The sequence below is a fragment of the Streptomyces sp. NPDC053513 genome, assembly GCF_044544765.1.
In the GTDB taxonomy this organism is placed as follows: Bacteria; Actinomycetota; Actinomycetes; order Streptomycetales; family Streptomycetaceae; genus Streptomyces; species Streptomyces litmocidini.
On record NZ_JBITXP010000028.1, the window covers coordinates 13,909 to 27,974 of the forward strand.

Sequence of the window (14,066 nt, forward strand, 5' to 3'; positions counted from 1 at the left end):
CCACAGAACTCAATGGAAGCGAGATTTCACCACCGTGACTGCTCTCACTCTCAGCACTGCCGGCGCGGCGACGCTGCGCGCCGACGCCCTCGTCGTCGGCGTCGCGAAGTCCGGGAAGACGCTGGTCGTCGCCCCGGGCGCCGAGGCCGTCGACAAGGCCTTCGACGGCCGGCTCGCCGCCGTCCTGGAGACCCTGGGCGCCTCGGGTGCCGAAGGTGAGGCGACGAAGCTGCCCGCCCCCGCCGGTCTCAAGGCCCCCGTCGTCCTGGCCGTCGGCCTCGGCGAGGCCCCCGAGGACGGCGAGTCCTTCGCCGCGGAGACCCTGCGCCGCGCCGCCGGCACCGCCGCCCGCACCCTGAACGGTTCGAAGAAGGCCGCGTTCGCGCTGCCGATCGCCGCCGCCGACGACGCCGCCGCCATCGCGGAGGGCGCCCTGCTCGGCGCGTACGCCTACACCGCGTACCAGGAGAACGGCAAGGACGCGAAGAAGCCGCTCGCCGAGGTGGCCCTGCTCGGCGCCAAGCCTCGCGACAAGGCCCACAAGGCCGCCGCCGAGCGCGCCCAGGCCGTGGCCGAGGAGATCAACCGCGCCCGCGACCTGATCAACCAGCCGCCGAACGACCTGACCCCGGCCGCCTTCGCCGCCGTCGCCCAGGCCGCCGGCAAGGAGCACGGCCTCAAGGTCCAGGTCCTCGACGAGAAGGCGCTCGCCAAGGGCGGCTACGGCGGCATCCTCGGTGTCGGCGCCGGCTCCGTGAACCCGCCGCGCCTGGTCCGGATCGCCTACACCCACCCGAAGGCGGAGAAGACCCTCGCCCTCGTCGGCAAGGGCATCACCTACGACTCGGGCGGCATCTCCCTGAAGCCGGCCGGCCACAACGAGACGATGAAGTGCGACATGAGCGGTGCCGCCGCCGTGTTCTCCGCCGTCGTCGCCGCGGCCCGCCTCGGCCTGGAGGTCAACGTCACGGGCTGGCTCGCCCTCGCGGAGAACATGCCGTCCGGCTCCGCCACCCGCCCGGGTGACGTGCTGCGCATGTACAGCGGCAAGACCGTCGAGGTCCTGAACACCGACGCCGAGGGCCGGCTCGTCCTCGCCGACGCGATCACCAGGGCCTCCGAGGAGCACCCGGACGCCATCGTCGACGTGGCGACCCTGACCGGCGCCATGGTGCTGGCGCTCGGCGACCGCACCTTCGGCATCATGGCCAACGACGACGACTACCGGACCGCGATCCACGAGATCGCCGAGGAGGTCGGCGAGCAGTCCTGGCCGATGCCGCTCCCCGCGGACCTGCGCAAGACCATGGACTCCCCCACCGCCGACATGGCGAACATGGGCGTCCGGATGGGCGGCGGCCTGGTCGCCGGTCTCTTCCTGCAGGAGTTCGTGGGCGAGGGCATCACCTGGGCCCACCTGGACATCGCGGGCCCGGCCTTCCACGAGGGCGCCCCGTACGGCTACACCCCGAAGGGCGGCACCGGCTCCTCGGTCCGCACCCTGGTGAGGCTGGCCGAGCGCACGGCGGCCGGCGAGCTCTGAGCTCCACCGGTGTGACGGAAGGCCCCGGAAGCTTCGGCTCCGGGGCCTTCCCCGTGCGCCGGCGACTGTTCGCTCGCGACGAAATCCGTAGGTTCGTACGCCCTCGTGCCCCCTCCGTACGGACGATCGGCCGTCTCAGAGCACGGCCCCGCGTCCCGTCGTCCGTCAACAAGTGCGAAGATGGGTTCTCGGCAGGACAGGGCCCCCACCACAGGGCCGAAATAAAGCGGCCGGACACCAGCCGCCGCCAGGTCGTCGACGACCGGCGACGAGCGCACATGCATGGAGGACGTGACGTGGCGAACGACGCCAGCACCGTTTTCGACCTAGTGATCCTCGGCGGCGGTAGCGGCGGTTACGCCGCGGCGCTGCGCGGAGCGCAGCTGGGCCTGGACGTCGCACTGATCGAGAAGAACAAGCTCGGCGGCACCTGCCTGCACAACGGCTGCATCCCGACGAAGGCCCTGCTCCACGCCGGCGAGGTCGCCGACCAGGCGCGCGAGGCGGAGCAGTTCGGTGTCAAGGCCTCCTTCGAGGGCATCGACATCAAGGCCGTGCACAAGTACAAGGACGACGTGATCTCGGGCCTGTACAAGGGTCTGCAGGGTCTCGTCGCCTCCCGCAAGGTGACGTACATCGAGGGCACGGGTCACCTGTCCTCCCCGACCTCCGTCGACGTGGACGGCCGTCGCGTCGAGGGTCGTCACGTCCTCCTGGCCACCGGCTCCGTGCCGAAGTCCCTGCCCGGCCTGGAGATCGACGGCAACCGGATCATCTCCTCGGACCACGCGCTGACCCTGGACCGGGTCCCGGAGTCCGCGATCATCCTCGGCGGCGGCGTCATCGGCGTCGAGTTCGCCTCCGCGTGGAAGTCCTTCGGCACCGACGTGACGGTGATCGAGGGCCTGAAGCACCTCGTCCCCGTCGAGGACGAGAACAGCTCGAAGCTTCTTGAGCGCGCGTTCCGCAAGCGCGGCATCAAGTTCAACCTCGGCACCTTCTTCCAGTCCGCCGAGTACACCGACAGCGGCGTCAAGGTCACCCTGGCCGACGGCAAGACCTTCGAGGCCGAGGTCCTCCTGGTCGCCATCGGCCGCGGCCCGGTCTCCGCCGGTCTCGGTTACGAGGAGCAGGGCGTCGCGATGGACCGCGGCTACGTCCTGGTCGACGAGTACATGCGCACCAACGTGCCGACGATCTCGGCCGTGGGCGACCTCGTCCCGACGCTCCAGCTCGCGCACGTCGGCTTCGCCGAGGGCATCCTCGTCGCGGAGCGGCTCGCGGGTCTGAAGCCCGTGCCGATCGACTACGACGGCGTGCCGCGGGTGACGTACTGCCACCCCGAGGTCGCCTCCGTCGGCATCACCGAGGCCAAGGCCAAGGAGATCTACGGCGCGGACAAGGTCGTCGCCCTGAAGTACAACCTCGCGGGCAACGGCAAGAGCAAGATCCTCAAGACCGCGGGCGAGATCAAGCTCGTCCAGGTCAAGGACGGTGCCGTGGTCGGCGTCCACATGGTCGGTGACCGCATGGGCGAGCAGGTCGGCGAAGCGCAGCTGATCTACAACTGGGAGGCGCTGCCGGCCGAGGTCGCGCAGCTCATCCACGCCCACCCGACGCAGAACGAGGCGCTCGGCGAGGCCCACCTGGCCCTGGCCGGCAAGCCCCTGCACTCCCACGACTGACGCTCACGTCATCACAGGGCGCGACGACCACTTTCCGCAATTCGTTAGGAGCAACTGAAACCATGTCGGTTTCCGTAACCCTGCCGGCGCTCGGCGAGAGCGTCACCGAGGGCACCGTCACCCGCTGGCTCAAGGCCGAGGGCGAGCGCGTCGAGGCCGACGAGCCGCTGCTCGAGGTCTCGACCGACAAGGTCGACACCGAGATCCCCGCCCCCGCCTCGGGCATCCTGGCCTCCATCAAGGTCGCCGAGGACGAGACGGTCGAGGTCGGCGCCGAGCTGGCCATCATCGACGACGGCTCCGGCGCCCCCGCGGCCGCCCCGGCCCCCGCCGCCGAGGCCGCCCCGGCTCCGGCCGCCGCCCCGGCCCCCGAGGCCCCGCAGGCCGCCCCGTCCACCGAGGTCCAGGAGCCGGCTCCGGCCCCGACGGCCGAGGCCGCCGCCGGTGCCGGCTCCGCCCAGGGCACCGACGTCGTCCTGCCCGCGCTGGGCGAGTCCGTCACCGAGGGCACCGTCACCCGCTGGCTGAAGTCGGTCGGCGAGACCGTCGAGGCCGACGAGCCGCTGCTCGAGGTCTCCACGGACAAGGTCGACACCGAGATCCCCGCCCCCGCCTCCGGCGTTCTCCTGGAGATCGTCGTCGGCGAGGACGAGACCGCCGAGGTCGGCGCCAAGCTGGCCGTCATCGGTGCCGCGGGTGCCGCCCCGGCTCCGGCCGCTCCGGCCCCCGCCGCCGCTCCGGCCCCCGCCGCCGCTCCGGCCCCCGCCGCCGCTCCGGCGCCCGCCGCCGCCCCGGCTCCGGCCGCTCCGGCTCCGGCCCCCGCGCCGGCCGCCCCGGTGGCCGCTCCGGCTCCGGCCGCCGCCGCCCCGTCGATCGCCCCGGCCGTGGTCACCCCGGTGCCGGCGGCCCCCGGCGCCGCACAGCCGGCGGAGGACGGCGCCTACGTGACCCCGCTGGTCCGCAAGCTCGCCACCGAGAACGGTGTCGACCTGGCGTCCGTCAAGGGCTCCGGCGTCGGCGGCCGCATCCGCAAGCAGGACGTCCTCGCGGCCGCCGAGGCCAAGAAGGCCGCCGCCGCTCCGGCCGCCCCGGCTGCCGCCGCCGCGCCGAAGGCCCCCGCCCTGGAGGCCTCCCCGCTGCGCGGTCAGACCGTCAAGATGACCCGCATGCGCAAGGTCATCGGCGACAACATGATGAAGGCGCTGCACGGCCAGGCCCAGCTGTCCTCGGTCGTCGAGGTCGACATCACCAAGCTGATGAAGCTGCGCGCCCGTGCCAAGGACGCGTTCGCCGCCCGCGAGGGCGTCAAGCTCTCCCCGATGCCGTTCTTCGTGAAGGCGGCGGCCCAGGCGCTGAAGGCCCACCCGGTCATCAACGCCCGGATCAACGAGGACGAGGGCACGATCACGTACTTCGACTCGGAGAACATCGGCATCGCCGTGGACTCCGAGAAGGGCCTGATGACCCCGGTCATCAAGGGTGCGGGCGACCTGAACATCGCGGGCATCTCGAAGGCCACGGCCGAGCTGGCCGGCAAGGTCCGCGCCAGCAAGATCACGCCGGACGAGCTGTCCGGTGCGACCTTCACCATCAGCAACACCGGCTCGCGCGGTGCGCTGTTCGACACGATCATCGTGCCGCCGAACCAGGTCGCCATCCTGGGCATCGGCGCCACGGTCAAGCGTCCGGCCGTCATCGAGACCGCCGAGGGCACCGTCATCGGCGTCCGCGACATGACCTACCTGACGCTGTCCTACGACCACCGTCTGGTGGACGGCGCCGACGCGGCCCGTTACCTGACGGCCGTCAAGGCGATCCTGGAGGCCGGCGAGTTCGAGGTCGACCTCGGTCTCTGATCCGTCGCCCGAGGCGCAACGTAACGAGCCTCACCTGCGGTGCCCCCGTCCGGAAGTGTTTCCGGGCGGGGGCACCGCCGTATTGTCTAAGGGTCAACACTCCCCGAGGAGCCGCTTCATGACCGTCCCCGTCGTCCACTCGCTGCGCGAGCAGATCCGCGAGCACATCGTGGAGGGGATCGTCAGCGGCCGCTGGAAGCCGGGCGAGCGCATCGTGGAGCGCCGGATCGCGACCGAGCTGGAGGTCTCCCAGACGCCCGTCCGCGAGGCGCTGCGCGAGCTGGAGTCGCTGCGGCTGATCGAGTCGGCGCCCAACAAGGGCGTCCGGGTCCGCAACCTCACCGCGGCCGACCTGGAGGAGAGCTACCCCGTACGCGCCGGACTGGAGCAGATCGCGGCCGAGCTGGCGGCCGGGCGGCTCGCGGCGGACTGCTCGACCCTGGAGCCGCACGTGGCGGCCCTGTACGAGGCGGACGCGGCCTCGGACGGGACGGCGCAGGTCCGGCACACGGTGGCCTTCCACCGGGAGCTGGTGAAGGCGGCCGGGAACGGCGTGCTGCTGCACACCTGGGAGACGCTCGGCATCGAGGTCTTCACGGCCCTGTCGATCCGCTGGCTGGGCACGGTCCAGAAGTCGTACGCGGAGGAGCACCAGGAGCTGGTGGAGGCCTTCCGGCGGGGCGACCCGAACATCGGCGCCCTGGTGAAGGCGCACGTCCTGGGCTGCGCGCCGCGCGCCTGACCCCGTACGGGACCGCGCGCCCGCCCCGTACGGGACCGCGCGCCCGCCCCGTACGGGACCGCGCGCCCGACCCGTACGGGGCCCGAGCCGAACCCTCGTGCGGGACCCGCGCGCCCGCCCCGTACGAGGCCTCGCACTCGACCCGTGAGGCGCCCTGGGAGCCCCGCCGTCGGCGGGGCTCCGCTCATGTGTGCGGGATCGTTCTCAGACACCTCCCCCACCTGCGGAAACCCTTCGAAAACAAGGCACCGGGTGCCCGTTTTCGCGGCACCCTGTGCCGACTTTCTCGATCTGGAGAGGTTTTCCGCTTCAACCCTTTGATCGATCATCGATCGCCGGTTTACAGTCTTCGGCGGGCCGCCACCCGGCCCTTCGCCCTGTCCTGCCAGACAAGGCCCCCTTATCTCCACCCCCATCTGTCCGGAAGGCGGCGATCATGACCGATCCCGTAGGCAAGATTCCGAGCGAGCTCGACCAGCTCCCGGACCGTGACACCGAGGAGACCGCCGAGTGGGCGGCCTCCCTGGACGCCGTCACCAAGGCCGCCGGCCCCCACCGGGCCGCCTACCTGATGCGCCGTACCCTCCAGCACGCCGAGGGCGCGGGCCTGGCCCTCCCCAAGCTCCTGGAGACCGACTACGTCAACACCATCCCCACCTCCGCCGAGCCCTCGATCACCGAGTTCGGCGGCGACGAGGAGATGGAGCGGAAGATCACCGCGTGGAACCGCTGGAACGCGGCCGCGATGGTCACCCGCGGCTCCAAGCACGGCGTCGGCGGCCACATCGCCACCTTCGCCTCCGCGGCCTGGCTCTACGAGACCGGCTTCAACCACTTCTTCAAGGGCAAGGAAGCCGACGGTTCCGGCGACCAGCTCTACATCCAGGGCCACGCCTCCCCCGGCATCTATGCCCGCGCCTTCCTCGACGGGCGCCTGAACGAGGCCCACCTCGACAACTTCCGGCAGGAGTCCGGCGGCAACGGCCTGCCCTCCTACCCGCACCCGCGCCGCCTCCCCTGGCTGTGGGAGTTCCCCACCGTCTCCATGGGTCTGGGCCCGCTCTCCGCGATCTACCAGGCGCGCTTCAACCGCTACCTGACCAACCGCTCCATCAAGGACGTCTCCGCCTCGCACGTGTGGGCGTTCCTCGGTGACGGCGAGATGGACGAGCCCGAGTCGACCGCCGCCCTCGCCCTGGCGGCCCGCGAGGGTCTGGACAACCTGACCTTCGTCATCAACTGCAACCTGCAGCGCCTCGACGGCCCCGTCCGCGCCAACTTCAAGATCGTGCAGGAGCTGGAGGCCCAGTTCCGCGGCGCCGGCTGGAACGTCGTGAAGTCGCTGTGGGGCAACGCCTGGGACGAGCTGTTCGCGCTCGACACCACCGGCGCCCTCGTCCGCCGCCTCCGCGAGGTGCCGGACGCGCAGGTCCAGACGTACCAGACCCGCGACGCCGCCTACATCCGCCAGGACTTCTTCGGCAAGGACCCGGCGCTCGTCGCGATGGCGCAGCTGCTGTCCGACGACAAGATCCTCGAATGCTTCCACCTCTCCCGCGGCGGCCACGAGCCGCGCAAGGTGTACGCCGCGTACAAGGCCGCCCTGGAGTTCAAGGGCGCGCCGACGGTGATCCTGGCGCAGACCGTCAAGGGCTTCACCCTGGGTGAGGGCTTCGCGTCGAAGAACGCGAACCACCAGATGAAGAAGCTGACGACGGACGAGTTCAAGAACATGCGTGACCTTCTTGAACTGCCCATCTCCGACGCCCAGTTCGTCGACGGCGTGGTCCCCTACGGCCACCCCGGCGCCGACTCCCCCGAGGTCCGCTACCTCCAGGAGCGCCGCGCGGCCCTCGGCGGCCCGGCCCCGGCCCGCCGCACGCACCCGCTCGCCCCGCTGCCGGCCCCGGCCGACAAGGCGTTCGCCGCGTTCGACAAGGGCTCCGGCTCGCAGTCGATGGCGACGACGATGGCGTTCGTGCGACTGATCAAGGACCTGATCCGCGACAAGGAGACCGGCAAGCGCTGGGTACCGATCGTCCCGGACGAGGCCCGGACCTTCGGCATGGAGTCGCTGTTCCCGTCGCTCGGCATCTACTCGCCGAAGGGCCAGACGTACGAGCCGGTCGACCGCGACCAGCTGATGTACTACAAGGAGGCCGTCAACGGCCAGATCCTGAACGAGGGCATCACCGAGGCCGGCTCGATGGCCGACTTCATCGCCGCGTCCACCGCGTACGCGACGCACGGCGAGGCGATGATCCCGTTCTACATCTTCTACTCGATGTTCGGCTGGCAGCGGACCGCCGACCAGATGTGGCAGCTCGGCGACCAGCTCGGCCGCGGCTTCCTCGTCGGCGCCACCGCCGGCCGCACCACCCTGACCGGTGAGGGCCTCCAGCACGCCGACGGCCACTCCCCCGTCATCGCGGCCACCAACCCGGCGGCCCTGACGTACGACCCGGCGTTCGCCTACGAGGTCGCGGTCATCGTCAAGGAGGGTCTGCGCCGGATGTACGGCGAGGCCGCCGAGGGCGAGGACCAGAACGTCTTCTACTACCTCACGGTCTACAACGAGCCGATGCCGCAGCCCGCCAAGCCGGCCGGCGTCGACGAGGGCATCGTCAAGGGCCTCTACCGCTTCAACACGGCGGAGTCCGCCGGTCTGGAGCTGCCCGCGAACGCCGCGCGCATCCAGCTGCTCTCCTCCGGCACGGCCATCCACTGGGCCCTGGAGGCGCAGAAGCTGCTCGCCGCCGAGTGGGGCGTGGCCGCCGACGTGTGGTCCGCCACCTCCTGGACCGAGCTGCGCCGTGACGCGCTGGAGGCCGACGCGGCCCTCCTGCGCGGCGAGGAGCAGGTGCCGTACATCCGCAAGGCCCTGGAGGGCGTCGACTCCCCGGTCCTCGCGGTCTCCGACTACATGCGCCAGGTCCCGGACCAGATCGCGCAGTGGGTCGAGCAGGACTACAGCTCGCTGGGCGCCGACGGCTTCGGCCTCTCGGACACCCGCGAGGCGGCCCGCCGCCACTTCGGCGTCGACGCCCAGTCGATCGTCGTCGCGGCCCTGGCCCAGCTGGCCCGCCGCGGCGAGGTCCGGGCGACGGCCGTGAAGGAGGCGCGCGAGCGCTACGGCCTGTAAGGGTCCCGATCCGTCCGAGGGGCCGTCTCCGCACGCACATGCGGAGGCGGCCCCTCGGCGCGCGTACGGCACTCTGGGTCCATGCGCGCCGCTCGTCTCATCAAGATGGTCCTGCTGCTCCAGAACCGGCCGTCCATGACCGCCGCCCAGCTCGCCGCCGAGCTGGAGGTGTCGGAGCGGACCGTGACCCGGGACGCGCTCGCCCTGTCGGAGGCGGGGGTGCCGGTGTACGCGGAGCGGGGGCGGACCGGCGGGTACCGGCTGGTCGGCGGGTACCGGACCCGGCTGACCGGGCTCGGGCGCGGCGAGGCGGAGGCGCTGTTCCTGTCCGGGCTGCCGGGCGCGCTGCGGGACATGGGCCTGGAGGACGCGGCCTCGGCGGCCCGGCTGAAGGTGTCGGCGGCGCTGCTGCCCTCGCTGCGGGACGCGCACGAGTCGGCGGCGCGGCGCTTCCACCTGGACGCGCCGGGCTGGTACCAGGAGCCGGAGACGCCGGAGCTGCTGGCGCCGGTGGCGGAGGCGGTCTGGGACGACCGGTGGGTGTCGGCCCGGTACCGGCGCGGGGACGGCGGCGAGGTGGAGCGGGAGCTCCAGCCGTACGGCCTCGTCCTGAAGGCGGGCGTCTGGTACGTGTGCGCGCGCTCGGGTTCCTCGTTCCGTACGTACCGGGTGGACCGGTTCACGGCGGTGGCCGTGGGCGAGGAGCGGTTCGACCGGGACCCGGACTTCGACCTGCCGGCCTTCTGGGAGGAGCGGTCGGCGGAGTTCGCCCGCTCCCTGCTCCGTACGGAGGTGGTCGTGCGGCTCTCGGAGGCGGGCGCCCGCCGGTTGCCGTACGTCACGGACCGGGCGGCCGCCGAGGAGGCACTGGCGGCGGGGACGGCCGAGGGCGGCCTCCTGCGGGTCGTCCTCCGGGTGGAGAGCGAGGAGGTCGCCTTCGGCCAGCTGCTCGGCCTCGGCCCGGAGGTGGAGGTGCTGGCCCCGGCCGCGCTCCGGGAGCGGTTCGCGGAGGCGGCCCGGGGGATGGCGGGGCTGTACGGGTAGGTCCGTGCCCGTACGGGCCTACCGGTAGTCGGCGACGTCCGGCGTGCCCGTCTCGCCGGCCACGATGAAGCCCCAGGCGTCGGGCCGGGAGCCGTCCGCGTCCGTGAAGCCGTACTCCCGGGCGAGGTCGCCGCTGGAGAGGGACCGGCCGGTCCAGCGGTGGCGGTCGGGGTCGGCGGCGAGGGCGGCGACGGCCCGGCCGACGTAGACCGGCGACTCGGAGACGCCGAAGTCGGGGGTCTTCGCGGTGGCGTCGCGCCAGTTCTCCTCGGTGACCCCGAAGGCGGTGAGCATCTGTTCCGACCGCATCCAGCCGGGGGTCACGGCGACGGCGGTGCCCTCGAACTCCGCCAGCTCCTTCGCGAGCCCGAAGGCCATCCGGACGGGGGCGTTCTTGGTGAGGTCGTAGTAGAGGTTCTCGCGGAAGCGGGTGGCGTTGTACGCGGCGGTGCCGTCGGTCACCTCGACGACGAGCCCTCCGGGGTTGCGGATCAGCAGCGGCAGCGCGAGGTGCGAGGTGATGACGTGGGTCCGGACGCCGAGTTCGAGCATCCTGAGACCGCCGGCCAGGTCGTTCTCCCAGGTCTTCTTCCCGAAGACGAGCAGATGTTCGCCGCCCCAGACGTCGTTGACGAGGACGTCGAGCCGGCCCCGCTCGCGGTCGATCCGGTCGACGAGGGCGCGGACCTGCTCGGGGTCCAGGTGGTCGGTGGGGACGGCGACGCCCTCGCCGCCGGCGGCCGTCACCAGTTCGGCGGTCTCCTCGATGGTCTCCGTGGCGCGGCCGACCTCGCTGACCTTGTCGCGGGTGGTGCGGCCGGTCACGTACACGGTGGCGCCGGCGGCGCCGAGCTGGACGGCGATGGCCCGTCCGGCGCCCCGGGTGGCCCCGGCGACCAGGCAGATCCGTCCGCGCAGGGGTGTGGTCTCAGTCGTCATGGGCGCCAGCCTGACAAGGAAACCCGACATCTTCTGTCAGGTTTCCTTTCGGGCTTTCCGGGTGCGTCGGACTCCGCGAGCCACGATGCTGGAGCGGTGATGGACGAGACCGAGTTCTGGGAGCTCATCGACGCCACCCGCGAGGAAGCCGAGGGCGACCCCGAGGAGCAGGCCGACCTGCTCGTGGAGCGGCTGACCCGGCTCGACCCCGACTCGGTGCTCGACTACGCGCGCCATTTCGAGGCCCGCTTCAACCGCGCGTACCTCTGGGACCTGTGGGGCGCGGCGGCCGTCCTCTTCGGCGGGGCCGGCGAGGAGACCTTCGACTCGTTCCGCTGCTGGCTGATCGGCCAGGGCCGGGAGGTGTACGAGGGGGCCGTGCACGATCCGGACGCGCTGGCGGAGCTGCTCGGCGACTTCGACGTGGAGATCGACGGGGACGGCGAGGAGATCGGCTTCGCCGCCGACGAGGCGTACGAGCAGCTGACCGGTGGCGAGACCCCCGACCTGGGCATTCCGATGCCGGGCGGGGAGCCGTCGGGCACCCCCTTCGACCTGGGGGACGACGAGGTGCTCGCGGCCCGTTTCCCCCGGCTGTGGGAGCGCTTCGGGACGGCGTAGGTCCCGGGGGCGGCGCCCCCGGGACCCGCACGGATCAGCCCGGCTGGAGCCGGGGGTTCTCCTGGCCGAGGATCATGTCCGTGCGCGGCTGGAGCGCCGGGAAGAGCTGCTCGGGCTGCGGGATCGCCCAGTACTTGCCCTCGGCGACCATCTCGAAGACCCGCGCGGCGTGCTCCTCGGGCGTGAGTCCGTGCTCGTCGGCCATCGCCTGCAGCCGGTCGCCGAAGGCCGCGATCTCCGGCGGGGCGGTCTCTCCGGGCCTGGCGGCCCTGAAGATCTCGCTCCTGACCGAGCCGGGGGTCACGACGGACACCTGGATCGGGGCGCCCTTCATCAGCATCTCGTAGTGCAGCGACTCGGTGAGGGCGAGCGTGCCGAACTTGGTGACGCTGTACGGCGCCATCAGCGGGCTCGGCAGCAGGCCGCCGATGGACGACACGTTCACCACCCAGGCCTTCTCGCCGCGCTCCAGCATGCGCGGCACGAAGGCCCGGATGCCGTTGACGTACCCGCCGATGTTGATCCGGAGCATGGCGTCCCAGCGCTCGGCCGGGATCTCCCAGGAGTAGCCCATGGCCATGATCCCGGCGTTGTTGACGAGCAGGTCGACCGCTCCGAAGCGGGTGTGCGCGGTGTCGGCGAGGGCCTCGACCGAGGCGGGGTCGGCGACGTCGGTGACGACGGCCGTGACCTCGGCGCCGGTGGCCGACAGTTCGCCGGCGAACTCGGCGAGCCGTTCGGCGGCGATGTCGGCGAGGACCAGCTTCATGCCGAGCCCGGCGGCGTGCCGGGCGAGACCGGCGCCGATCCCGGAGGAGGCGCCGGTGATGACGGCGGTGCGCCCGCCGAAGACCTCGGCGGCGGTCATCAGAAGTGGGTCCCGCCGTCGATGCGGACCTCGGTGCCGGTGATGAACTTCCCGTCCTCGGAGGCGAGCATCGCGACGACGCCGGCGACGGTCTCGGGGCCGGCGAAGCCCTGGCCGAGGGCGGGGGCGAGCTTGCCGAAGAGGGACCAGTCGGTGTCCTCGGGCAGGCCGGGGCCCGTGGACTGCTTGGAGGCGCCGGAGCCGTCGGTCATGCCGGAGGAGATGGAGCCGGGCTGGACGGCGGTGAAGCGGACGCCCTGCTTGGCGTACTCGGAGGCGAGCGCGTGGGTCATGGACTGGATGCCGCCCTTGCTGGCCGCGTAGGCCGCCATGTAGGGGTGGGCGAACATCGCGGAGGTGGAGGAGAAGTTGACGACGGCGGCGTCGTCGCCCTCCAGGAGCGCCGGGAGGGCCTCGCGGATCATGAGGAAGGTGCCGGTGAGGTTGACCCGGATCACCTGCTCGAAGGAGTCCAGGCTCGTCTCGTGGGTGTGCGAGGAGCGCAGGATGCCGGCCGCGTTGACCAGGACGTCCAGGCCGCCGAGCGCCTCGACGGCGGCGGCGACGCCGGCCCGTACGGAGGCCTCGTCGGCGATGTTGACGACGAGGGTGGTGAGGCGGTCGGCGGTGTCGCCGGCCTTGGCGACGGTGTCCTTGAGGCCGTCCTCGCTGATGTCGGCGGCGACGACCCGGCCGCCCTCGGCGAGCATGCGCAGGACGGTGGCCTGGCCGATGCCGGAGCCGCCGCCGGTGATGAGGGCGCGGCGTCCTTCGTAACGGGTCAGCTGGTTCATGGCGGCAACCTCTCGATGTCAAGCTTTCCGGGGAATGCTGCCACCGTACGCCGAAGTGGCACGTTTTGCCATACCTGCACGTCATGCATCTTCGGCGGTCACAGGCGTACGCTTCGTGGGTGAGCACCAAGCCCGAGGCCCCCACCCCTTCGCTCCCCTCGCTGACGGAGCGCCGCAAGGCCGCCACCCAGCTCGACATCGCCCGCGCCGCCGCCGAGCTCTTCACCGAGCGCGGCCCCGACGGCACCACGGCCGAGGAGATCGCCCAGCGGGCCGGCGTCGCCCTGCGCACCTTCTACCGCTACTTCCGCTCCAAGCAGGACGCCGTCGCCCCGCTCCTCGCGGGCGGCGCCGACCGCTGGCGGGAACGCCTCGCCGCGACGGAACCGGGCGCCGGCGTGCCCGAGGCCCTGGAGCGCTCGATCGCCGCAGCCCTCACCCCGGAGACCGGGGCGGACGCGGAGGGCCTGCGCTGGACGCGCGGACTGCTGCGGGCCGCCGCCGAGGACCCCGCCCTCCGGGCCGTCTGGTACCGGGTCAACCAGGAGTCCGAGGAGCGGCTGCGCGAGGTCGTCGCCGGGCTCGCCGGCCCGGCCGCCGACCCGCTGGAGGTACGGCTCGCGGCGGCGGCGGCCACCGACGCGATCCGGATCGCCCTGGAGAGCTGGGCGGAGACGGACGCCCCGGAGCGCGGAGAGGGCGCCCCGGCCGCGCTCGCGGTCCGCTGCCTGCGCGAACTCATGGGCGGGATGCGGCTGTTGCGGGACGCGTGACGGGGCGTGTGGCGGGGTGCGTGACGGGGGGGCGCCGCGGGGCGTGGTGTCACGTGCGC

General features: G+C 72.3%; 11 protein-coding genes. 8 read left to right on the forward strand and 3 right to left on the reverse strand.

What is annotated here, in order from left to right:
• Positions 1-34 precede the first annotated feature (34 nt).
• The 6 genes from ACIGW4_RS32095 to ACIGW4_RS32120 all read left to right on the forward strand — a co-directional run bounded on the left by ACIGW4_RS32095 (position 35) and on the right by ACIGW4_RS32120 (position 10,012).
• Positions 35-1,543, forward strand: a complete 1,509-nt coding sequence (locus ACIGW4_RS32095) for a leucyl aminopeptidase (RefSeq protein ID WP_359590166.1) — start codon at positions 35-37, stop codon at positions 1,541-1,543.
• Positions 1,544-1,839: 296 nt separating this feature from the next.
• Positions 1,840-3,228 carry a dihydrolipoyl dehydrogenase gene (gene lpdA / locus ACIGW4_RS32100; RefSeq protein ID WP_123451558.1) on the forward strand — a complete coding sequence of 463 codons (1,389 nt, stop codon included), beginning with the start codon at positions 1,840-1,842 and terminating at the stop codon, positions 3,226-3,228.
• Positions 3,229-3,290: 62 nt separating this feature from the next.
• Entirely contained in the window at positions 3,291-5,084 is a 1,794-nt protein-coding gene (gene sucB, locus ACIGW4_RS32105) for a 2-oxoglutarate dehydrogenase, E2 component, dihydrolipoamide succinyltransferase (protein WP_399584613.1), read from the forward strand.
• A gap of 118 nt (positions 5,085-5,202) precedes the next feature.
• Complete coding sequence (locus tag ACIGW4_RS32110) at positions 5,203-5,826, forward strand: GntR family transcriptional regulator (protein ID WP_123451562.1); 624 nt, start codon at positions 5,203-5,205, stop codon at positions 5,824-5,826.
• Between the two features lie 436 nt (positions 5,827-6,262).
• Positions 6,263-8,968, forward strand: a complete 2,706-nt coding sequence (gene aceE / locus ACIGW4_RS32115) for a pyruvate dehydrogenase (acetyl-transferring), homodimeric type (protein ID WP_123451564.1) — start codon at positions 6,263-6,265, stop codon at positions 8,966-8,968.
• Positions 8,969-9,049: 81 nt separating this feature from the next.
• Entirely contained in the window at positions 9,050-10,012 is a 963-nt protein-coding gene (locus ACIGW4_RS32120) for a YafY family protein (protein WP_123451566.1), read from the forward strand.
• 18 nt (positions 10,013-10,030) lie between these two features.
• On the opposite strand, the gene ACIGW4_RS32125 is transcribed toward ACIGW4_RS32120, so the two are convergent.
• Entirely contained in the window at positions 10,031-10,951 is a 921-nt protein-coding gene (locus ACIGW4_RS32125; RefSeq protein ID WP_399584618.1) for an SDR family oxidoreductase, read from the reverse strand.
• A gap of 99 nt (positions 10,952-11,050) precedes the next feature.
• Between ACIGW4_RS32125 and ACIGW4_RS32130 the strand changes: the two genes are divergently transcribed.
• Positions 11,051-11,572 (forward strand): DUF4240 domain-containing protein, encoded by a 522-nt coding sequence (locus ACIGW4_RS32130; RefSeq protein ID WP_123451568.1) that lies wholly within the window; start codon positions 11,051-11,053, stop codon positions 11,570-11,572.
• 34 nt (positions 11,573-11,606) lie between these two features.
• Here the strand turns inward: ACIGW4_RS32130 and ACIGW4_RS32135 are convergent, their stop codons facing one another.
• The gene (locus ACIGW4_RS32135) at positions 11,607-12,440 is read right to left on the reverse strand and encodes an SDR family NAD(P)-dependent oxidoreductase (RefSeq protein WP_123451570.1); all 834 of its coding nucleotides are present in this window, start codon (positions 12,438-12,440) and stop codon (positions 11,607-11,609) included.
• Entirely contained in the window at positions 12,440-13,234 is a 795-nt protein-coding gene (locus ACIGW4_RS32140) for an SDR family NAD(P)-dependent oxidoreductase (RefSeq protein WP_398710878.1), read from the reverse strand. Before ACIGW4_RS32140 ends, ACIGW4_RS32135 begins: the two co-directional genes overlap by 1 nt.
• An 83-nt stretch (positions 13,235-13,317) precedes the next feature.
• Between ACIGW4_RS32140 and ACIGW4_RS32145 the strand changes: the two genes are divergently transcribed.
• Positions 13,318-14,007: a TetR/AcrR family transcriptional regulator gene (locus tag ACIGW4_RS32145; protein WP_399584622.1), complete on the forward strand. Its 690-nt coding sequence runs from the start codon at positions 13,318-13,320 to the stop codon at positions 14,005-14,007.
• Positions 14,008-14,066 lie beyond the last annotated feature (59 nt).